Annotated in this window: 19 protein-coding genes; 11 read left to right on the forward strand and 8 right to left on the reverse strand. The window is 72.6% G+C overall.

Annotated elements, in window-relative coordinates; all coding sequences use genetic code 11:
• A partial coding sequence (locus ACI784_RS08785) for an integrase core domain-containing protein (RefSeq protein WP_457013168.1) occupies positions 1–317 on the forward strand: 317 nt, incomplete at its 5' end.
• On the opposite strand, the gene ACI784_RS08790 is transcribed toward ACI784_RS08785, so the two are convergent.
• The 3 genes from ACI784_RS08790 to ACI784_RS08800 are packed head-to-tail and all read right to left on the reverse strand — an operon-like array spanning position 314 to position 3,867.
• On the reverse strand, positions 314–1,132 hold the full coding sequence (locus tag ACI784_RS08790) for an MOSC domain-containing protein (RefSeq protein WP_457013169.1): 819 nt from the start codon (positions 1,130–1,132) through the stop codon (positions 314–316). The genes ACI784_RS08785 and ACI784_RS08790 overlap by 4 nt on opposite strands.
• Before the next feature lie 16 nt (positions 1,133–1,148).
• Complete coding sequence (locus ACI784_RS08795; protein ID WP_457013170.1) at positions 1,149–2,447, reverse strand: cation:proton antiporter domain-containing protein; 1,299 nt, start codon at positions 2,445–2,447, stop codon at positions 1,149–1,151.
• Positions 2,448–2,466: 19 nt separating this feature from the next.
• On the reverse strand, positions 2,467–3,867 hold the full coding sequence (locus ACI784_RS08800; protein WP_456925473.1) for a dihydrolipoyl dehydrogenase family protein: 1,401 nt from the start codon (positions 3,865–3,867) through the stop codon (positions 2,467–2,469).
• Between the two features lie 116 nt (positions 3,868–3,983).
• Here ACI784_RS08800 and ACI784_RS08805 point away from each other — a divergent pair, with 116 nt between their 5' ends.
• From ACI784_RS08805 to ACI784_RS08815, 3 genes are all read left to right on the forward strand, one after another.
• Positions 3,984–5,810, forward strand: a complete 1,827-nt coding sequence (locus ACI784_RS08805) for a glycoside hydrolase family 15 protein (protein ID WP_457013171.1) — start codon at positions 3,984–3,986, stop codon at positions 5,808–5,810.
• A 204-nt stretch (positions 5,811–6,014) separates the two neighbouring features.
• Complete coding sequence (locus tag ACI784_RS08810; RefSeq protein ID WP_456925471.1) at positions 6,015–6,314, forward strand: anti-sigma factor family protein; 300 nt, start codon at positions 6,015–6,017, stop codon at positions 6,312–6,314.
• Between the two features lie 91 nt (positions 6,315–6,405).
• Positions 6,406–6,720 carry a hypothetical protein gene (locus tag ACI784_RS08815; protein ID WP_456925470.1) on the forward strand — a complete coding sequence of 105 codons (315 nt, stop codon included), beginning with the start codon at positions 6,406–6,408 and terminating at the stop codon, positions 6,718–6,720.
• 98 nt (positions 6,721–6,818) lie between these two features.
• On the opposite strand, the gene ACI784_RS08820 is transcribed toward ACI784_RS08815, so the two are convergent.
• From ACI784_RS08820 to ACI784_RS08840, 5 genes are all read right to left on the reverse strand, one after another.
• A complete protein-coding gene (locus ACI784_RS08820; RefSeq protein ID WP_457013172.1) occupies positions 6,819–6,983 on the reverse strand; it encodes a hypothetical protein in 165 nt (54 codons plus the stop codon).
• A 668-nt stretch (positions 6,984–7,651) separates the two neighbouring features.
• Entirely contained in the window at positions 7,652–8,650 is a 999-nt protein-coding gene (locus tag ACI784_RS08825; RefSeq protein WP_456924333.1) for a DMT family transporter, read from the reverse strand.
• Positions 8,651–8,699: 49 nt separating this feature from the next.
• The gene (locus ACI784_RS08830; RefSeq protein ID WP_457013173.1) at positions 8,700–9,287 is read right to left on the reverse strand and encodes an SRPBCC family protein; all 588 of its coding nucleotides are present in this window, start codon (positions 9,285–9,287) and stop codon (positions 8,700–8,702) included.
• Between the two features lie 507 nt (positions 9,288–9,794).
• Positions 9,795–10,748, reverse strand: a complete 954-nt coding sequence (locus ACI784_RS08835) for an alpha/beta hydrolase (protein WP_457013174.1) — start codon at positions 10,746–10,748, stop codon at positions 9,795–9,797.
• A gap of 487 nt (positions 10,749–11,235) precedes the next feature.
• On the reverse strand, positions 11,236–12,426 hold the full coding sequence (locus ACI784_RS08840) for a cyclase family protein (RefSeq protein WP_457013175.1): 1,191 nt from the start codon (positions 12,424–12,426) through the stop codon (positions 11,236–11,238).
• A gap of 421 nt (positions 12,427–12,847) precedes the next feature.
• Here ACI784_RS08840 and ACI784_RS08845 point away from each other — a divergent pair, with 421 nt between their 5' ends.
• The 7 genes from ACI784_RS08845 (at position 12,848) to ACI784_RS08875 (ending at position 19,519) form a co-directional block, all read left to right on the forward strand.
• Entirely contained in the window at positions 12,848–13,495 is a 648-nt protein-coding gene (locus ACI784_RS08845; protein WP_456924329.1) for a cysteine hydrolase family protein, read from the forward strand.
• 9 nt (positions 13,496–13,504) lie between these two features.
• Entirely contained in the window at positions 13,505–13,957 is a 453-nt protein-coding gene (locus ACI784_RS08850; RefSeq protein ID WP_456924328.1) for a MarR family winged helix-turn-helix transcriptional regulator, read from the forward strand.
• 185 nt (positions 13,958–14,142) lie between these two features.
• Positions 14,143–15,276: an LLM class flavin-dependent oxidoreductase gene (locus tag ACI784_RS08855; RefSeq protein ID WP_457013176.1), complete on the forward strand. Its 1,134-nt coding sequence runs from the start codon at positions 14,143–14,145 to the stop codon at positions 15,274–15,276.
• Between the two features lie 126 nt (positions 15,277–15,402).
• Positions 15,403–16,335, forward strand: a complete 933-nt coding sequence (locus ACI784_RS08860; RefSeq protein ID WP_457013177.1) for an ABC transporter substrate-binding protein — start codon at positions 15,403–15,405, stop codon at positions 16,333–16,335.
• 88 nt (positions 16,336–16,423) lie between these two features.
• Positions 16,424–17,197, forward strand: coding sequence for an SDR family NAD(P)-dependent oxidoreductase (locus tag ACI784_RS08865; protein ID WP_456924325.1), 774 nt, complete (start codon positions 16,424–16,426; stop codon positions 17,195–17,197).
• Between the two features lie 220 nt (positions 17,198–17,417).
• On the forward strand, positions 17,418–18,254 hold the full coding sequence (locus ACI784_RS08870; RefSeq protein ID WP_456924324.1) for an alpha/beta hydrolase fold domain-containing protein: 837 nt from the start codon (positions 17,418–17,420) through the stop codon (positions 18,252–18,254).
• Between the two features lie 956 nt (positions 18,255–19,210).
• On the forward strand, positions 19,211–19,519 hold the full coding sequence (locus ACI784_RS08875; protein WP_457013178.1) for a hypothetical protein: 309 nt from the start codon (positions 19,211–19,213) through the stop codon (positions 19,517–19,519).
• Positions 19,520–19,557: the final 38 nt, after the last annotated feature.

The raw sequence follows: 19,557 nt of genomic DNA on the forward strand, positions 1-19,557 counted from the left end.
TCGAGCGGGTGATGACCGACAACGCCCGGGCCTACCGGATCAGCCATGCCTGGCGCGCCGCGCTGGCTGACCTCGGCGCCCAGGCCCGGTTCACCCGGCCCTACCGGCCACAGACCAACGGCAAGGCAGAGCGGTTCAACCGCACCCTCGCCGACGAATGGGCCTACATCCGGCCCTTCGACAGCTCAGCCGAGCGAGCCGCAGCCTTGCCCGACTGGCTGCACACCTACAACCATCACCGCAGCCACACCGCACTCGGCGGACAACCCCCGATCACCCGGGTCGCCGTCAGCAACCGTGCTGGGCACTACAACTAGCCGGGCAGCCAGGAGGGCGCCTCGCCGCCGTCCCGGGGCGCCAGGTGGACCGAGACGACGTGCGCCGACTCGCGCACCACACGGGTGACGGTGAACGGGCGGAACCCCGGATACGCGGGCTCGCCGGCAGCCTGTGGCGCCAGGCCCGGGTTGCCGGGCCGGTCACCGGCAGCGAGCAGCTGCCGGAACGACCACTTCCAGCCCTCCGACAGCGCCGGGACGGCCAGCGCGGAGCGCAGCGACGCCTCGTCGCGAGCGGCCGTGTAGAGCAACTCGGAGACGCGGCGGACGGTGAGGCCGGCGGGATCGCGGTGGATGACACGGATCCGGTCGCCGGCGCCGACCTGACCCTCCCGCAGCACGCGGAGATAGAAGCCGGGGCGGCCATGAGCGGTGAGCAGCGCCGGCATCCGCGGCTCTCCGAGGCGGATGCCCACCTTGTGACAGGTGACCCGCGGCTGGGTGACCTCGAAGACGGCGCCGCCGATCGCCAGCCGGTCGCCGACGCAAATCTCGTCGTCGGCCATCCCCTCGACGGTGAAGTTCTCGCCGAAGGTGCCGGGGTCGGGCAGCGGGCGGCCCAGGTAGCGCTCCCAGTAGGCGTAGGACTCCCACTGGTAGACGAGGACGGCGCGGTGCTCGCCGCCGTGGCCGACCGGATCGGCCTGCGCGTCCCCGTCCACGTTGAGCCTGCGCACCCACCGCCGGCCGGCCACGGGGGCCTTCCAGATCGCGGTCTGGACCTGCCCCCCACGCCACTCCACCGTCCGGGGCCGGCCGACGGACACCGCGCGCAGCCGGCCGGACGGGGTCATCGCCGTCTCCGGACGGTCATGGACGCCCCTTCGCCGAGCCGTCCGGCGCCGGCCGGGCGTCGACCGTGTCGGCGCTGTCGGTGGGCTCGGGTCTGGCTGCCCCGTGGTCGCGGGGGTGGCGCGGCCCGGGCACTCCGGCCGCCGGCCGCCGGCCCAGGACGCCGAGCGCCGCGGCAGGGAACACCAGCACCGACAGCAACCCGGCGAAGACCAGCGCCGCGGCCGTGGTGGCGGACAGCCGACCGGTCTCCAGGCCGATCTGCGCGGCGGTGACGAGGAACGGCAGGGAGGTGGCCTGCAGCAGTCCGGCGGCCAGGGACCCGGCCGATCCCAGGGAACGGCGGTACAGCACCGCGGGGAGGCCGCGGACGACGAGCAGCGCGAGCAGGAAGACCGGCACCTGAAGGAGGGCCGTCGGGTCCTCGAGCAGACCGCGCAGGTCCAGTCGCACCCCGCTGGCGACGAAGAACACCGGGATCAGGAACCCGTAGCCGATGGCGTCGAGCTTGGCGCGGAACCGGGGATGGGTGGCGGAGTCCCGGTCGACCAGCCCCACCAGCGCGCCCGCGAGGAAGGCACCGAGGATCGTCTCGAGACCCAGCCGCTCGGCCAGGGCGACGAAGGCGACCAGCAGCAGCAGCACCAGCCGGACACGGATCTCGGCCGTCGTGTCCTGCAGCCGCACCAGCACGTCGCCCAGCCGCATGGACATCCCCGCCCGGCCGACGCCCAGCGCGAGGAGCAGGACGAGGATGCCGAACGCGGCGAGGAAGGCCGCCGTCGTCCCCGGGCCGCCGCCCGACATGGAGAAGACCAGGGAGAGCAGCACGATGGCGGCGAAGTCGGCCACCGATGCCGCCGCTATGACGGTCTGCCCGACGGCGTCCCGGGCGCGGCCGGCGTCCTTGAGCACCGGGACGACCAGCCCGAGCGACGTCGCCGTGAGCGCGATGGCCAGGAAGAGCGGCGCCGACGTCCACCCGGCGGCCTGCGCACCCAGGCCCACGCCGACGGCGAGCACGAGGCCGACCGCATAGCCGAGGGAGGTGACCGCCAGCAGCCGGCCGCGCAGGCCGCGCAGGTCGATCTCCAGCCCGGCGAGCATGAGCAGGAAGGCCAGCCCGAGCAGGGCCAGCACCTCCACGGCGACGTCGACCTCGACCCAGCCGAGGACCGACGGGCCGAGCAGCACGCCGGCGACGATCTCCAGGACCACCGAGGGGACGCGCAGCCTCGGCGCCCAGCCGAGCGCCAACGGCACCGCCGCCGCGACGCCGGCGACGACGAGCAGGTTCGTGAACGAGACGTCGGGCACCGCGAGCCTCCGGGAAGGGTCAGAGACCGGCCGCTTCGAGTGCGTGCAACCACACCTCGGCGACGGTGGGGAACGCCGGGACGGCGTGCCGCAGTTCGCTCAGCGGGAGTCGCCCGGCGACCGCGACGGCGGCGGAGTGCAGCAGCTCCTGGACGCCGCTGCCGGTGATCGTCGCCCCCACCAGCACATCGGACGCCTCGTCGACCACCAGCCGTGTCGTGCCCCCGAGGCCGTCGCCGAGCACGTACGAGCCGGGGACGTCGCCGGTGCCGACGTCGAGGACCCGGACTGCGATCCCTCGCTGCTGGGCCTCGGCCACGGTGAGGCCGACCGCACACACCTGCGGATCGGTGAAGGTCACCCGTGTCACGACGTCCAGACTGGCGCGGTCGCGGACGTCCCGGCCGGTGATGACGTCGGCCGCGATCCGGGCCTGGTACTTGCCCATGTGGGTGAGCGGAGCCAGACCGGTGCAGTCCCCCACGGCGTACAGCCATCCGCCGGGGACCCCGGTGGCGCGTAGCCGGTCGTTGACCTTCACCGGCCGCCCGGGCTTCAGCCCCACGCTGCCCAGCCCGAGGTCGTCGGTGCGCGGGCGGCGGCCCGTGGCCACGAGGACCTCGTCGGCGGTCAGCTCCTGGCCGGCGCTGAGCGTGGCGCGCACCGGCCCGTCGGTGCCGTCCCGTCGGACGGAGGTCAGCCGGGTGTCCACCCGGACCGTGATGCCCTCCCGTCGGAACGCCGCCCGGACCTGCTCGCCGGCGAAGGGCTCCTCGCGGGGCAGCAGTCGCGGGCCGCCCTCCACCACGGTCACCTCGGCGGCGCCGAGCCGGTGGAACGCCTGGGCGAGCTCCAGCCCGACGGCCCCGCCTCCGAGCACGAGCAGCCGCCTCGGCACCTCCTTCGCCGCCGTGGCGGCCCGGTTGTCCCACGGGCGCACCTCTGCCAGCCCCGGCACCGGCGGCAGCACGGCGCTGCTGCCCGTGGCCAGCACGACGGCCCGGCGGGCCGTCACCTGCCCGCCACCGTCCACCCGCACCTTGCGCGTGCCGGCGAGCCGGCCGGTGCCCCGCAGCAGCCGGACGCCGTGGTCGGCCAGCCAGCGCTCCTGACCGGCGTCCATCCAGTGGGAGGTCATCTGGTCCCGGCGGGCGAGGGCGGCCGTCGCGTCCACCACACCGGTGACGGCCGCGGCGGCGCCGGGCACCCGCGCGGCCGAGGCGAGCGCCTCCCCGGGCCGGAGCAACGTCTTGCTCGGGATGCACCCCCAGTAGGAGCACTCCCCGCCGACCAGCTCCTGCTCGACCAGCACGGTCTCCAGGCCGCGGTCGGCGCAGCGGCCCGCGACGACCTCCCCCGCGGGACCGCCCCCGATCACGACGACGTCTGCCTCGAGCTGGGCGGGCTGGATCTCGGACATCGGGCCTCCTCGGACTCGTTGCCGTCGTCCCCCGTCGGCCGTCCGGCGTTACGCGTAACGGGCGGCCGATCGGCGGGACCACAGGAACGAGACCCGCTGACCTCCGGGAGAACCCCATGAGCTCCACGCCGATCGCCGACCACGCCTTCCTGTCCGACCGGCACTCTTGCGCCCTGGTCGACCGCGCGGGCACCGTCGTCTGGCTGTGCTTCCCGCGCTTCGACGGTCCGTCGGTCTTCGCCGCGCTGCTCGACGACGACGCCGGCCACTGGTCGGTGCGGCCGGAGGCGGAGTGGACGGCGACCCGCCGCTACGCCGGCCGCTCGCTGGCCCTCCAGACCACCTTCCGGACGGCGGAGGGCGAGCTGCAGCTCACCGACGCGCTGGGCCTGGGTCCGGACAACGAGGGGCACCGGCTGGGCAGCGACGTCCCGCACGTCCTGGTGCGCCGGCTCGAGTGCACCTCGGGTGAGATGGACGTGCTGGTCGACTACCGGCCGCGGCCGGAGTACGGCTTGATCGTGCCGCTGCTGTCGCACGTGGACGGCGGGGTCGCCGCTCGGGGCGGGGCGGACTGGCTGGTGCTCACGCTGCCCGCCGAAGCGACGCTGGAGGACGGGCGGGCTCGGGCGCGGCTGCACCTGCGGGCGGGCGACGTCGTCCACCTGGCGCTGCAGCGGAGCACCCTCGGCGACGCGGTGTCCGCGCACGTCTGGCCCCAGCAGGAGCTGACCGACCTCCTCGACCGAACTCTGTCGTCGTGGGAGTCCTGGTGCGACCTGCACCAGGCCTACGACGGGCCGTGGGCCGACCTCGTGCACATGAGCGGCCGGGTGCTCCAGGGGCTGTCGTACCAGCCCAGCGGCGCCGTGGTCGCCGCCGGCACGACGTCGCTGCCCGAGGGCGTGGGCGGCGAGCGGAACTGGGACTACCGCTACGCCTGGGTGCGCGACGCCAGCTTCACGATGGAGGCGCTGTGGGTGGCCGCCTGCCCGGACGAGGCCGAGGACTTCTTCGGGTTCATGACCACCGCGGGCGCGGGCGGCATCGGCCCCGACGTGTCGCTGCAGATCATGTTCGGCGTGGGGGGCGAGCACGACCTCAGCGAGCGGACCCTCGACCACCTCCGAGGCTGGCGCGACAGCCGGCCGGTGCGGGTGGGCAACGGCGCGTGGAACCAGCGTCAGGTCGACGTCTACGGGGAGCTGCTGGGAGCGGCGGCTCGCCTGGCCGACCAGCTGCCCGCGCTGGACGACGAGACGCGGTGGTTCCTCGCCGCGTGCGCCGACACCGCCGCCGTCCGCTGGCGGGACGCGGACCAGGGCATCTGGGAGGTGCGCGGCGAGCCGCAGCACTTCCTGTACTCCAAGGTCATGTGCTGGGTGGCCCTGGACCGGGCGATCGCGCTGGCCCCGCAGCTGCGCTGCGAGCACCGCGTCGACGAGTGGGCGAAGGCCCGCGAGGAGATCTCCGACACCGTGCTGCAGCAGGGCTGGAACGAGGAGGCCGGCGCGTTCACCCAGTACTTCGGGTCCACCGCGCTGGACGCCTCCAACCTGATGCTGTCGATCGTCGGGTTCCTCCCCGCCGACGACCCCCGGATGCTGGCCACGATCGACGCCATCGCCGACCGGCTGACCGACGAGCGTGGTCTGGTCTACCGCTACCGGACCGAGGAGGGCGTCGACGGCCTGGCCGGGGACGAGGGCACGTTCCTCCTCTGCACCTTCTGGCTGGCCCAGGCCCTCGCGCTCGCCGGCCAGGTGGAGCGCGCTCGCGACGTGTTCGGGCGGGCCGCCGCGTTCGTCAACGACCTGGGTCTGCTGGCGGAGGAGGTCGACGCGGTCACCGGCGAGCAGCTCGGCAACGTGCCGCAGGCGTTCAGCCACATCGGTCTGGTGAACGCGGCATGGGCGATCGACCAGGCCCAGCGGGGTCGGTGATGAGGACGATCGACGCCGAGGGGCTCCGCGGGGTGCCGCGCGGCGGGGTGCCGCGCGTGCCGGGCACCCGCGTGTCGACCCCCGCTCTCACCGACGCCGGGATCCGGTCGCGCCACGAGACGGGCGCCGCCAGGGATGCGCTGGACGGCGGCCGCGGGAGGTCGGCGCGCGTGTGCCGCAGCGCCGCGGGGGAAGGAGAGCACCGTGGCTGAACCTCCGGCGTCACGACCCACCGCCGATCGGGACGTCCTGGAGATCGCCTGCCGGGAGTTCGTCGAACTGGTCACGGAACACCTCGAGCGGGCCCTTCCCCAGGACGTCGAGAACGCCATCGCCGCGCACCTCGAGCTGTGCGAGCCGTGCCGCACCTACCTCGAGCAGATCCGCCGCACCGCTGCCGCGCTCCGGAGCCTGCCCGACCCGACGCTGCCCGAGCCTGCGCGGAGACGACTGCTCGAGGTCTTCGCGACCCTGCACGAGGACACCCACGGCGAGAGCCCGTAACGGCGCAGGACAGGCGGGATCCCTCCCGCGCGGCGACACGACGCCGGGTCAGGTGCCGGCCGGCTCAGATCCCGATGATCACGACGGCCGCGTGCACGCGCTCACCGGTGTGCTCGAGACGAGCAGCAACGAGCAACGGGAGTCGATCATGAACACCTACGACCCGTCGGACTACATCACCTACGTCGCCATGGATCGGCGGCACCGCCCGTCCGTCACCGCCGCACCGAGCGAGACGATCGAGAACCAGCTGCCCGAGGGATACCCGAACGCGTCCCCGAAGACGCGCCTGCGGAGCCGTGCTGCGATGCGGGCCCGGTTCGATGGACAGCCTCTTCCGGGTCTCGCGGCCGGGACCGGTCCCGGGCGACACCGTGTCGCACCGCGGGCCACCGGTACGGCATGAGGCGGGACACGCGCGCGTGGTGGTCCTGGACGGCGGCCCGTCGTGGACGGCGACGCCGTCCACGTCAGCCCGGTCGCCGCCACCCTGCGATGCGCTGCTCACGGGCGTCGCCGGAGGATCTCCGCCGGCTGGACGCCGTAGCGATCCCGGTACCGAGCCACGAACCGGCCGCGGTGGGTGAAGCCCCAGTGGCGGGTGGCGGCCTCGACCGTCGAGGCCGCCACCGAGGGCTCGTGCGAGTACCGCACCCACAACGCCCTCATGGACCAGGTGATGGGCGCCTACAACCGGGGCGACGGCGCGCTGCGGACGTTCCACGAGGCCATCAAGGACGCCCTCGACCCGAACTCGATCTTGGCGCCGGGCACGTCCGGGATCTGGGGCCGCAAGTACCGCGACCAGAGGCTCCGAGCCGCACCTGCCACCCGGGGTGGGCGGTGCCGTGGCACGGCCCACCCGGGGCCCCTCTCCTGCTTCCCCACGCGTGCTTCCCCACGTCGTGCTGCGCCACGACGTGATGCGTGGCGCGGCGGTGCCGCAGATGACTCCTCACCGATGGGCCCAACGCCGGGTCCTCCGCTGTGGTTGTGCACAAGAGACGGCGGGTAACGCGGGCGGCGAACCGGGAGCGCGCTCGACTTGAACCCGAGGTCGGCCGCTCCCCTGCTCCGGTCGCGCGTGCGGCTTCCGCGACCAGGAGGACGTCACCATGAACACGAACGAGCGAGTCACCTGGGAGACGTGCCCGACCTGTGGTCGCTGCGCCGCTGTGGGGTGGCGCGACGGATCGCCGGTCGGGGCCGACTGTCCCGGTGGCTGCGGCGTGACCGCCGCCGAGTTCACCCGACGGGTCCTCCACGACGGCCGTTCACGCATCGTCGGGCGATGGACGACCGCGGTGGGCAGATGGATGTGACGCCCGTTCTCCCGCTCACCCACCTGTTTCGGGGCTGCTGCCACCAGTGCACGTTCGTGGCGGGGCCTCCCCCCGGCGTGACCGGTCCCCGGGCTCGCTGACCGACCGCTGCCGGTCGGCAGGTGAGAGCAGGGCACCCACGACGCCGACCACGGTCACCAGGCCACCGACCACGTGCATCACGGCGAAGCCCTCACCCAGTAGCAACCACGCCAGCCCGCCGGACAGGAACGGCATGGCGAGCTGCATCACCGGCGGCACGTTGGCCGGAACCCGCGACAGCGAGTGCGTCGTGAGGAAGTGGCCCAAGCCACCTGGGACGACCGCGATGCCCGCCGCGATCAGCAGGTCCGTGAGGTCGATGCCCGAGACCCGTTCCCCGGCCACCGCAGCGAACACCGAGACGGCCAGTCCGGCGACGACCGCCACCCCCAGCAGGAAGGGCAACGCGCCGATGTGGGCCATCGCCTGCTTGGACCAGACGAAGTAGAAGGCGAAGCACACCACGTTCGCCAGCGCCAACGCCATGCCGACCGGGTTGCCCTCCGGTCCCGTGGTACCCGCCACCACGACCAGCGCCGCGCCGACACCCGCGACCACCGACCAGAGGCGGAAGGCCAGGCCAGGGCGCTCGCCGAAGACCACGAAGGCGAGGACCCCGACGAGGATCGGCTGCAGCACCTGCATCAGGGTCACGTCGACCACCGACGTCGCCTTGATCGAGATCATGAAGAACAGCTGGTGCGCGCCGAAGGCCAGGCCGGCCGCCGCCGTCCACCCCAGCCCACGTCGGCTGCCACGCGTCCCCCGTACCCGGTGCTGCCACAGCGTGAGCGCCCCGAGCAGCAGGGCGCCGATCCACAGACGCCAGAAGGACAGCACGGCACCGGACGTGGTGGAGCCTGCGACCAGCACCGGACCGAGGCTGAACAGCACGACACCGATCCACAGCATGAGCAACGGCCGCTCGTCCAGCGCCTGGACCGCCCTCGCCCGCGTCACCGGAGCGCTCACTGGTCGCGACCTCCCGGTGTCCGAGGGGGCCGGAGGCGTCCAGGCGGGGTCACAGGCAGTAGGAACAGCACCGGCAACCGCACGCGACCGTCCGCGAGCAGCGGAGCATCGCCTCGGGCCCGACGGCTGTCGGCACCGATGCCGGCACACCGACGGCTGGGACCTCGGAGAGTGCCGCGTGACCCTCCCCGGTCTCGCGCACGGCCGGACGCCACACCCGCCCCTCGCTCCTCGTCCTGGTCCCCTCGGCCTCGGCGGTCAGGCAGCGATCGGTGAGCCGGCGGTAGAACCGCCCCATCACCCGCCCGACGGGCCCGGCCTGCTCCACCGCCAGCGTGACCCGCGTGCCTCCGGTGCCGAGGTCCTCGAGCAGGTGCCGAGCGGTGGTGCGGACGCCCGGGCCGGTGGCCACCCAGGTGAACGAGCGTCCCGGCTCGAGCTCGGTCACCACGTACTCGGTCGGGGGGATCCGGGGCTGCTCCACCCGGACCCGGGCCCCGACGGCCAGCGGCCCGTCGTCGAGGCGCCGCACCGAGGTCACCGTCGGCGCCCACTCCGGCCACCGCTCGACCTCGCGCAGCACCTCCCACACCCGCTCGACCGGGGCCCCGACGTCGACCCTCGTGCTCTGCTCCACCGGGCCATCCTGCCCCTGGTCGCTCCTGGAGGAGGACCAAGATCATGTGCCACACGCGTCTTGCACGGCCGGAGGACGGATCCGGCCCTGAGCGGCCCGTCGTCGCAGTACACGGTGACCCAGGCGGCGGGCGACCCGGTCCGCGCCCGCGGTGACCACGGGAGTGCCGACGTACTGGAGAAGTGGAGGTGGTCAAACGGCAGCAAGGCACCCGACCCGGGCGACTACGTGCTCGCGTCGGACGAGGAGCTGTGCCCTGAGACCGGCATGACTCTCTGAGACATCGTCACGCAGCTGGGTCAGCCGGGAGGACCCGGTTCTCGTTGCGCCAGGTGACGCCCTCCCGAGGGTCCCACCGGCCCGGCCGTCGTGGAGGGCGCACGGGGCGATCATGACGACGGTGGCGTCGACCACCGCCGAGCGGGAGACGTCCGGAGGCCACCTCGCCCGCCGGTTGGGTGCGCTGCTCCGAGGAGAGACGTGGAGCCTCTCTTCGAGATGACGCGGCTACTGTCCGGACGTGCGCCCTGTCTCCGTGGCGGGTGCGCCGCTGGGAAGCCCGGAGTCCGCCGAGGCGTCGCGCGCCCTGGGCACCGACGTCGTCGATGCACGACCGCTCGGGGTGAACCGCTTGACGAAGTCCAGCGCCGTCTGGGCGACCTCGCGCCAGCCGTGGTCGATCGTGAGGGCGTGGCCTCGGTTCGGCATTCTCACGATCTCCGTCACGGCAGGGTTGCGCCGCTGCCGCTTGTAGGCGGCGTTCGCGATCGCCCACGGCACCGTGTGGTCCTTCTCGCCCTCGATGATCAGCAGGGGGCCGCGGTCGGGGTTCCTCGTGTCGACCTTCGCCTCCGTCCGGGGATTGAGGTTCGCGTTGCCCATCTGCACGAGCGAGAGCCCGGAGCCGGCGACGTGGTACCTGTCGTAGAGCTCCCTCGCTTCCTTCTCGTCGAGCGCGTTGGCCCAGCTGTACTTGAACTGGTCGAACGTGAGCGTGAGCGCCCGGCCGCGAGTGCGCGGGTTGATCAGGAACGGGCCCGCCGACCGGAGTGTGGCGACCGGCAGCGGCAGAACGCCGCGGAAGATCCCGGGGTCGATCGCCACCGTGGCCGCCGAGAGGCCCCGGCCCGCGAGCATCTGCGCCAGCAGACCCCCGGTCGAGTGCCCGATGAGGGCCGGCTTCCTGTCCAGGGCCTTGATGACCTCGGTGGTGTGGTCGGCGATCTGACTCAGGGACTTCCCGGCGAGGACTTCCGGCTCCGCCCGGGCGGCTTCGATCGTGTCCGGATCGTCCGGCCAGTCCGGCGTGAGCGGTGCATAGCCGGCCTGCCGGAAGAGGTCCGCCCAGTTGGCCCAGCTGCTCGGCAGCAGCCAGAGGCCGTGGATGAAGACGACTGGGGTCTCGCCGGAGGCGTTGGCGGCCTCGATCTCCCGGATCTCCCGCGTGGACGTCGATGCCATGACGAGTCTCCTCCGGTCGGGTGCTGGGAGCTGACGAGGGCCTCAGCAGCGCGATCCCTGCGCCTCGGAACCGCCCCTGCCGCGGTGGCTGCTGGTCGTGTCGGCCTCGCACTGCTGCCACCGGGGTCCTCGCGCGGATCGTCCCGGCCCGTCCTGGCCCGCACCAGTGCTCTTCGTCCCTCGGGACCGGCCCTGCCCGGGGCTCACGACGACGTCGGCCGCTGACGCCCCGGAGGTCGTCCACCTCGTCGACGACGACCGGTGCTATGGCGGTGCGCGATCCGGCCCGATCGCTCCAGTCCCACTGAAGCGGCCCTCAGATCCACGGCGAGTTCACCGGTCGACCCGGGCCGATGGACTCCGGTGAACGGCCGCGGGCCCGCGGCCGACGGCTGGGTCAAGGGTCGCAGCTCGAGATCCTGTCGGCCCGACCCTCTGCAACCATCGGCACGAGCACCCTCCGCGCCGATCGCGCCGCGCTGTCTCGTCACCCCTGGCCGCGCCCCGGCTGTCCGAGCGCGGCCGGCGGCGCGTTGCCCGCGGTCGCACCCTTCGCGTACTGCGGCGTCGTCAGGTAGACGAACTCGTAGACGCCGTCCGCCGCGAGCCCGTCGGTGATGATGCCCTCGCCGATCCGGATGCCGTTCTTGACGAGCAGTTCCTGATGCACCGGGAACGCGGCCTGCACCACCGGGTTGCCCAGGACCTCGAGCCCCCAGGAGTCCGAGCCGATGATGGCGGGGCGCCGATCAGCCAGGAAACGCCCCTCGGCCAGGTAGATGCCCGGCTCCTGGGCCAGGAAGCGCTCCGGCTCGCTTCGAGCGATCTTGTTCCAGCCGGTCCGCAGCAGCACGACGTCGCCGGGGTCGATGTGTCGGATGCCGCCCCGAGTCGCCGCGGCCCTCAGGTCCGAGATCGTGATCCGGTAGTTGTCGCGCAGGACCGGGTCGCCGTCCTTGCTGCGCGACAGTGCCTCGCTGGCTCCTTCGGCGAGCTTCAGGCCCAGCACGTCGAGCAGGATGCCGCGGGTGACGATCGGCCCCATGTGCTCGTTGCCGAGCCTGGTCGTCCCGCTGGGCGTCGCGATGTCCGGGCCCCGGAAGCCGTTGTAGAAGGTCGGCCCGACGCCGACGTGGTTCAGCCCGTCGAGCTGAGTGACGATCTGGTAGGTGTGCCCCTGGGGGAAGCGCTCCTCGTGGATGCTGACCCGGTTGGGGCCCAGCGGTTCCGTGCTCTGCAGGATTCCGCCGCCCTCGGCGAAGCCGGCGGGAGGCTCGTAACCGAGGACCGTGAGCCGCTGCTCGTACACCCGCGGCGGCGTGGTCTGGTAGGCCGGAAAACCGTTGGTCATCAGCTCGCCCAGGTTGTACGTCTTCACCGGCGAGCCGTCGGCCAGCAGCCGCAGGGCGGAAGCGGTCTTGCCGGCCGTCACCTCGTTGAACGTGCCTCGCTGGTCAGTCGGGCCGTAGCGAGACGGCGCCCAGCCGCCGCCCTCGGCGAAAGCCACGTCGAACATCTCATCGTCGTAGTCGCCGCCGCCGATGGCATCGCCGGGTCCCGCCGCAGCGGCCGACGACGCGCCGGTCAGACCAACGACGCCGAGAGCGGCCGCGCCGGCCACCCCGAGTGCGGAGCGGCGGGACAGGGTGGTGTGGGCCGAGAAGAGGTCGGGACGCATGGGTGCTCCTCCGGACGCAGGAGCCGACCGTACGGGGGCCGGTGTGACGCGGACAACACTCGTCACCGCCGACACCCCGACGTCGGAACGGCTCCGACGAGCCCTGGCTGCTGGACGCCGACCAACGACGCAGCGTCAGCAGCGCTCGCACGGAAAGCCACCAACGTCCCGAGCACGAGGATGAGAGAGGGCTCGCCAGCGCGGCGTGGCGGCAGACCGGCTTCGTGTTCGCCACCGAGTTCGGCGAGCCCTTCGACCCCGCAACGCCGTCCGGCCCCTGCGCGCCGCCGCTGCCAGGGCCCTGTTCGAGCCCCGCAGCGATGGCGGTCAGGTCGCGGCTCCGGTCGATCCAGCCGAGTAGTCGCGAACCGCTGACATAGGGTGCCCGGAGATCAGCTTCCCTCCCAGGGCTGGAGCCCCGTTGGACACTGCTCTCACCGATCCCGATCAGGCTGTGGTGCTCGTCGTCGACGTGCAGAACGACTACTGCCACCCCGAGGGCACGCTCGGCCGGCGCGGGGTGGACTGCGCGCAGGCGCTGGCCGCCGTCGAACGGATCGGGGTACTGCTGCCGGCGGCACGGAACGCCGGCATCCCGGTCCTGCACGTGCACACCCAACACTCGCGGTGGACCGACACCCCGGGGTGGCGCCGTCGAGGACTGGGCGGCACGACCATCGAGCCCGAGACCGACCCGATCGTGGCGGCGGGGGGCTGGGGCGCCGAGCCGTACGGGGACCTGGTCGCCCCCGAGGACTTCACCTTCGTCAAGCACCGGTACTCCGCATTCGCCTTCACCCCGCTGGACCTGGTGCTGAGCGCGCTGGCCCGCCCGACGCTGGTGCTGGTCGGGCTCACCTCCGACGTCTGCGTCCGGGCCACCGGCGTCGATGCGGTGTCCCGTGGCCACCTGGCCGTGCTCGTGGGCGACGCGACGGCCACGGTCGGGGTGATCCCGCAGGCCACCGCCTGCGCCGAGTTCGCCGCCACCATCGGGCCGGTCGTCACCAGCACCGACCTGCTCGCCTCGTGGGGCCTTCCCACGGAGTCGGCCGCCGGCGCTCCTTAGACTCGACCTGTGGCGATCAGCGAAGATCGGGCGACACAGACCGTCGCCCCTCACCTCGCCCACCTGCCCGGCCACCTGATCCGCCGGGCCAGTCAGGTCCACAACGAGATGTGGACGCGCTATGTGCCCGGCCCGGTCTCGTCGGTCCAGTACGCCGTCCTGTCGACCCTGGCTCGCCACGAGCCTCTCGACCAGGCCAGCGTCGCCCGACTGACCGCGCTGGACCCGGCGAGCACGCACGCCGTCGTCCACAGGTTGAAGGCAGCCGGCCACCTGACCATGCAGCGTTCCACCGAGGACGGCCGCCGCTTCGAGTTGCGGCTCACCGACAGTGGCCGGGTCCTGTACGGAACGGTCGAACCGCGGGTGCAGGAACTCGCCAAGGCGCTCAGGGAACGGTTGCCTCCGGCGAAGACCACCGTCTTCCTCGAGCTCCTCGAGGAGTTCATCGCCGCTCCGTGAGGTTGGAGATTTGTTGACGTACGAACCTTCGACCCTGTTCAATGAGCCGCGTCACACAACGGGCCCTTGATGAGACGCGGCCGACAGGCCGGTCCATCTGCCGCAGTGTCAGCAGCCCTGCCCGAACGAGCCCCGCTCGACCGCTCGCGCGCCTGTCCATGTCCCCACCCAGGAGGGCCACGACGATGTCCACACAGCCGGCCGACCAGGACTCCCTGCACGACCTCGAGTTCGGTCTCTTCGACTGGATCGACGCACACCCCGGGATGACGGCCGCCGAGGTCTACGACGCCCGGCTGCGGGTTCTCGCCGAGGCCGACCGGAGCGGGTTCTCCACCTATCACATCGCCGAGCACCACGGCACGCCGCTGGGCCTGGCGCCGTCCCCGTCGGTGTTCATCGCCGCCGCCGCGCGCGAGACCGAGCGCATCCGGCTGGCACCGACCACCTTCATCGTGCCGCTGTACGACCCCCTGCGGCTGGTGCAGGAGATCTGCATGCTCGACCAGCTCAGCCACGGCCGGCTGGACGTCGGGGTCGGGAAGGGCTCCTCCCCCATCGAGGCGGCCATGTTCGGGCTGACCGCGCCGGAGACCGCCGAGCGCTTCGAGGAACTGTTCCCGGCCATCGTCGAGGCGATGGAGACCGGCCGGTTCCGCCGCCCCGGCGCCGAGGGAGCTGCGGGCGAGGAGATCCCCCTGCACGTGCCGGTGTACCAGCGCCCGCACCCGCCGCTGTGGTACCCGTCGTCCAACGCCGCCTCGATCCCCCGGCTGGGCGACCAGGGCTACAACGTGCTGTTCGGGTTCGGCTTCGCGTCCCCGCCGTTGGACGTCGTCCGCGAGCAGAGCCGGGTCTTCTTCACCCACTTCCGGGAGTCCGCCGAGCGCGGCACCGTCCGCTACAGCCTGCCCGGGGTGACGCCGCGCTTCGGCATGCTGCGCCACGTCCTCGTCGCCCCGACCGACGAGCAGGCCGCCGCCATCGCCCGGCCGGCGTTCGACGCCCACTACGAGAGCTTCACCCACCTGTGGCGGCTGCACGGCAGCGACCGCTTCACCGGCCCGCTGGACTTCGACCAGCTCGTGGCCGAGCGCAAGCTGTTCATCGGGTCCCCCGAGACCGTCGCCGCCCAGGTCGCCGAGGCGACGATCGTCGGGGAGATCAACTACCTCGCCGGCGCCTTCGCGTGGGGCTCCCTGGACGTCGACTCGGTGCTCTCCTCGGTGCGCCTGTTCCGCGACCGGGTCATCCCGGCCGTCCGGTCAGCGAGCGCGCGAGATGCCGTCCTCACGCACTCCACATCCGGCACCGCCTGAACGCCTTCGCTGGAGTCCGCTCCACCCCAGCTCGACCGTCACCCGCACCACACGCCATGCGATCCGCCCACCGTCGAGAGGCTCTCCATGTCACGTCTGCGCCTGACCGTCCTACTGTCGTGCTCGGTGCTGCTCGCCGCCTGCGGCGGTGACGACGGCGAAGCCAGCGGCGCCGGGACCGTCGACTCCCCCCGCCAGGTCACTGTCGGCGTCATCCCCATCGCGGACGTCGCCCCCCTCTACCTCGGCGTCGATCAGGGCTTCTTCTCGGACCGCGGGCTGGACGTCGAACTGGTGACCGGCCAGGGCGGAGCCGCGCTGGTGCCCGCCGTGGTGAGTGGCGAGCAGGACTTCGCCTTCAGCAACACCCTGTCTCTGATGGTCGGCCGGGAGGCCGGGCTCCCCATCCGCGTCGTCGCACCGGGCAACGCGTCCACCGGCGACCCCTCGGACGACTTCGGCTGCGTGCTGGTGCCGCCGGGGAGCCCGCTCCAGTCCGTCGCCGAACTGGCCGGCAAGCGGGTCAGCACCAACACGCTGAACAACATCAACGTCGCGGTCATCCGTGACATCGTCGACCGTGCCGGAGCCGACTCCTCGACCATCGAGTTCCTCGAGATCGCCCACCCCGACGTCCCGCAGGCCGTCGCCGGCGGACAGGTGGACGCTGCCACCTCCGTCGAGCCGTTCAAGACGATCGCGCTGCAGCAGGGGGCGCGCTGTCTGTCGAACGTGTTCGCCGAGGCCCAGGAGGAGCCCCTGCTCATCGGCGCCTACTTCACCTCCGAGCAGATCGCGCAGTCCGACCCCGAGCTGGTGGAGGCCTTCGTGGCCGGTCTGCAGGAGTCGTTCGCCTACGCCTCCGAGAACCCCGAGGAGGCGCGCGAGATCCTGGGCAGTTACACCGAGCTGAGCCCCGAGCTCGCCGACGCCATCACCCTGGCGACGTGGCCGCAGGAACTGGACCGAGGGTCGTTCGAGTACATGTCGGAGGTCGGTGCCCGCTACGGGATCCTCGAGACCCCAGCCGACCTCGACGCGCTCCTGCCGGCCGAGTGACACGCAGCGCGCAGCCGGTCGTCGACGACGGCGACCGGGAGGACCGTCGAGTGACCACCACAGCGTGGACGACCAGCAGGAGGACGCCGTGACCGACCCATCCCCCGCGACCGTGGACCCGGGCACCGTCGTCGTCGTGACCGGTGGTGCGCGCGGTATCGGCGCCGCCCTGTGTCGGCACCTGGCCGCGGAGGGCGCGGTCGTGGTCGTCGCCGACCTGGCCGACGGGACTGCCCTCGTGGACGAACTGACCGCGGCCGGGCTCGAGGCGTCCTCCGTCCGGACCGACGTCAGTGACGATGCGGCATGGAGCCATCTGGTGGACACCGTCGTCGAACGCCACGGCCACGTCGACGCCTTGGTCAACAACGCCGGGGTCTACCACGACCTGGGCGGGAAGATCCCCTTCACCGACATCGCGGTCGAGGACTGGGACCGGGTCATGGCGGTCAACACCCGCGGCGTCTGGCTCGGGATGCGCGCCGTCCACCCGGTGATGAAGCGGCAGGGCTGGGGGCGCATCGTCAACATGGCCTCCTCGACCGTGCACATGGGCGTCCCGTACTTCGCCCACTACACCGCGTCCAAGGGGGCTGTGATCGCCCTGACGCGGAGCGTCGCCCGGGAGGTGGGGGTCGACGGCATCACGGTGAACGCCGTGGCCCCCGGCCTGGTGGAGACCGAGGCGACCCGCGCGCTCAACGATCCCGACTACCTCGCCGCATCCGCCGGGAGACGAGCCATCCCGCGCCCCATGGTCCCCGGGGACCTGGGGCCCACGGTCTCCTTCCTGTGCAGCCGCCGGAGCGACTTCATCACCGGTCAGACGCTGGTCGTCGACGGCGGGGTCACCTTCGTCTGAACACAGATTCGTCCCACTCCCCGTCACTGGCTGCCGCCGTCCAGCCCGATGAGGCAGTTCCGGGGATTGCCGGCGGGGCTCCGTCACGAGATCGACAGCACCAGCCTGAGCGATGAGGACACGCATGACGACGCCCGACCGCCCGGCGTCCCCTCTCGAGACGCCATCCTCGGCCGGCAACCCGCGTGAGCCTGCCGGGGGTCACCGTCCGGTCGACGGGGTGACGGTGTACCGCGACGTCGTCTACGCCGAGGTGGCCGGGCTCGACCTCCAGGTGGATCTGTACCTCCCCGACGCCCGTCCCGCTCCACTGTGCCTGTGGCTGCATGGTGGCGGCTGGATGCGTGGTTCCCGAACGGATCGGGCCCAGGAACGCCTCGTTCCCATGGCCCGCAGGGGCGTCGCGGTGGCCGCGGTCCAGTACCGGCTCAGCGGTCAGGCTGTCTTTCCCGCACAGCTCGACGACGTCCGTGCAGCGATCCGGTGGCTTCGGGCACACGCCGGCGAGTACGGCCTGGACGCCGGCCGGATCGGGGCGTGGGGCGCCTCGGCCGGCGGCCACCTGGCCTCTCTGGTGGCCCTCGTCCACGACGAACGGGACGCCGAACTGGGTGACTCGTCCATCCAGGCCGTCGTCCCGTGGTTCGCCCCGTCGGACCTGCTCCGGATGGCCACCGACGTCCCCGAGGGGCCGCGACCGCCGTTCCTGAGCGGACCGATGCCGGAGCCGCCGCACGAGGCGCGGCTGCTGGGCGTGGAGGCTGCGGCGTCCCGGCCGGAGGAGGCCCGCGCGGCCAGCCCGGTGACCCACGCCCACGCCGGAGCGCCGCCCTTCCTCCTGGTCCACGGAGACAGCGACGGCCTCATCCCGTCCCAGCACAGCCGCCGCCTGTACGAGGCGCTGCGCGCCCAGGGCGCCGAGGCGAGCCTGTGGCTGCTGCACGGGGCCAACCACGAGGACCCCGCCTTCGAAGAGCCAGCGAGTCTGGCCGCGGTCAGCGGCTTCCTGCGGGCCGTGCTCGGTGCTGACGGACAGCCCTCGTGCGAGGAGCAGTGACGGACGGCGCCGATCACGCGACAGCGCGGCACGAGGATCCTCGACACGCCGCCCGGACGCGTCAAGGCGACGACCCGATCTGGTGGATCCGCCTTGCACGACAACATGGAAGTCGTTCACACCTGCCGTCCGGGTCCGGGACACCGGCGGCGCGGCACGCGTCGCGCACGCTTTGTTCACGGGCGGGAGGAAGACATCGTCGCGGGCCTCGGCGAGCCGCGCGTGGGCGATGCGCTGGTAGCCGCGGGTCAGGAGGTGCTCGGCCTCCAGGCGGCCCATGAGCCAGTTCCCGCCCCCGGGCCGCGACGACGCCCGGGCGAGCTCGATCGTGCGCACACCGAGAGCCGTCAGGACTGCACGCTCGGCGTCGCTGAGGTCAACGAATGCCACCACCGCACGGGGCCGCACGGTCGTCACCATCGACTCGAGGGTGCCGCGCGACGCCGTCGCCGACCACCACGACCATCACCCACGACCACGACCGCGTCGTCGTCGACGAGGAGCGGCTCACCGCCGTCCTCGCCGTCCTCGTCATCGTGCGCGGCACGGTGCAGGGCGTGCTCTGCGCGGCCGTACGAAACGACCAGCCCATCGGCGACCGGGCCATGCGGTTGGCCGCGGGTCGTCTCCGGCCGGCTCGTGCAGGACGCAGAGGAGCTCCAGCAGCCCGCGCCCGCGGAGACGGCGGATCCGGTCCCCCGCCGCCCTTGACGACCTGGTCCTGGTGATCGCCGAGACCGCCGATCCCGATCTGGCTCCGCGGGAGGCCGACGCCCGGTGATCGCGTCACCGGCCGCCGCGCCGCCCGTTCTTCGTCACACGCTCATGCACAGGCGGTGGAGGCGCGCCGAGCGGTTCCCGGCTCTTGCTCGGAGTCAGCCCGGCCACCGATTCCCGACCGTCGCGAACGCGCAACCGTGGCCTGCCAAGTCGTACGGACTGCCGGAGGAGGCACCATGTCCAGGGTCATCACCATCCGTCGCCAGACGACCGGCCCCAGCGCGACGCCGGCGAGCGTCACCGGCGCAATGGCTGTCGGCGCCCGCATCCTTGGGCCGTCGGCGATGGGGCCTCTTGCTCTTGCGGTGACCGCAGTCGGCGCGATGGCCGTCGGCCGGCTCGCGATTGCCAACGCGGTGATCCGAAGACTGCGCGCCGAGGAGATCGAGATCGGGTCGCTCAAGGTTCGCGAGCTCGAGGTGGCCGGCCAGCGGTGGACCAGCTCCACCATCGCGTCAAGGTCGAATGCCGATCAGCAGTCGTAGCCGCTCAGGGTGAAGGCGGCAGACGCGGTCTTGGTCGA

It is taken from the genome of Geodermatophilus sp. SYSU D01186, from assembly GCF_054050215.1.

What these genes read in the sequence shown, in the direction of transcription:
- ACI784_RS08790 (WP_457013169.1), bottom strand. Translation starts at nt 1,132, where the DNA reads ATGACCCCGTCCGGCCGGCTGCGCGCGGTGTCCGTCGGCCGGCCCCGG.
- ACI784_RS08800 (WP_456925473.1), bottom strand. Translation starts at nt 3,867, where the DNA reads ATGTCCGAGATCCAGCCCGCCCAGCTCGAGGCAGACGTCGTCGTGATC.
- ACI784_RS08805 (WP_457013171.1), top strand. Translation starts at nt 3,984, where the DNA reads ATGAGCTCCACGCCGATCGCCGACCACGCCTTCCTGTCCGACCGGCAC.
- ACI784_RS08820 (WP_457013172.1), bottom strand. Translation starts at nt 6,983, where the DNA reads ATGAGGGCGTTGTGGGTGCGGTACTCGCACGAGCCCTCGGTGGCGGCC.
- ACI784_RS08835 (WP_457013174.1), bottom strand. Translation starts at nt 10,748, where the DNA reads ATGGCATCGACGTCCACGCGGGAGATCCGGGAGATCGAGGCCGCCAAC.
- ACI784_RS08840 (WP_457013175.1), bottom strand. Translation starts at nt 12,426, where the DNA reads ATGCGTCCCGACCTCTTCTCGGCCCACACCACCCTGTCCCGCCGCTCC.
- ACI784_RS08855 (WP_457013176.1), top strand. Translation starts at nt 14,143, where the DNA reads ATGTCCACACAGCCGGCCGACCAGGACTCCCTGCACGACCTCGAGTTC.
- ACI784_RS08875 (WP_457013178.1), top strand. Translation starts at nt 19,211, where the DNA reads ATGTCCAGGGTCATCACCATCCGTCGCCAGACGACCGGCCCCAGCGCG.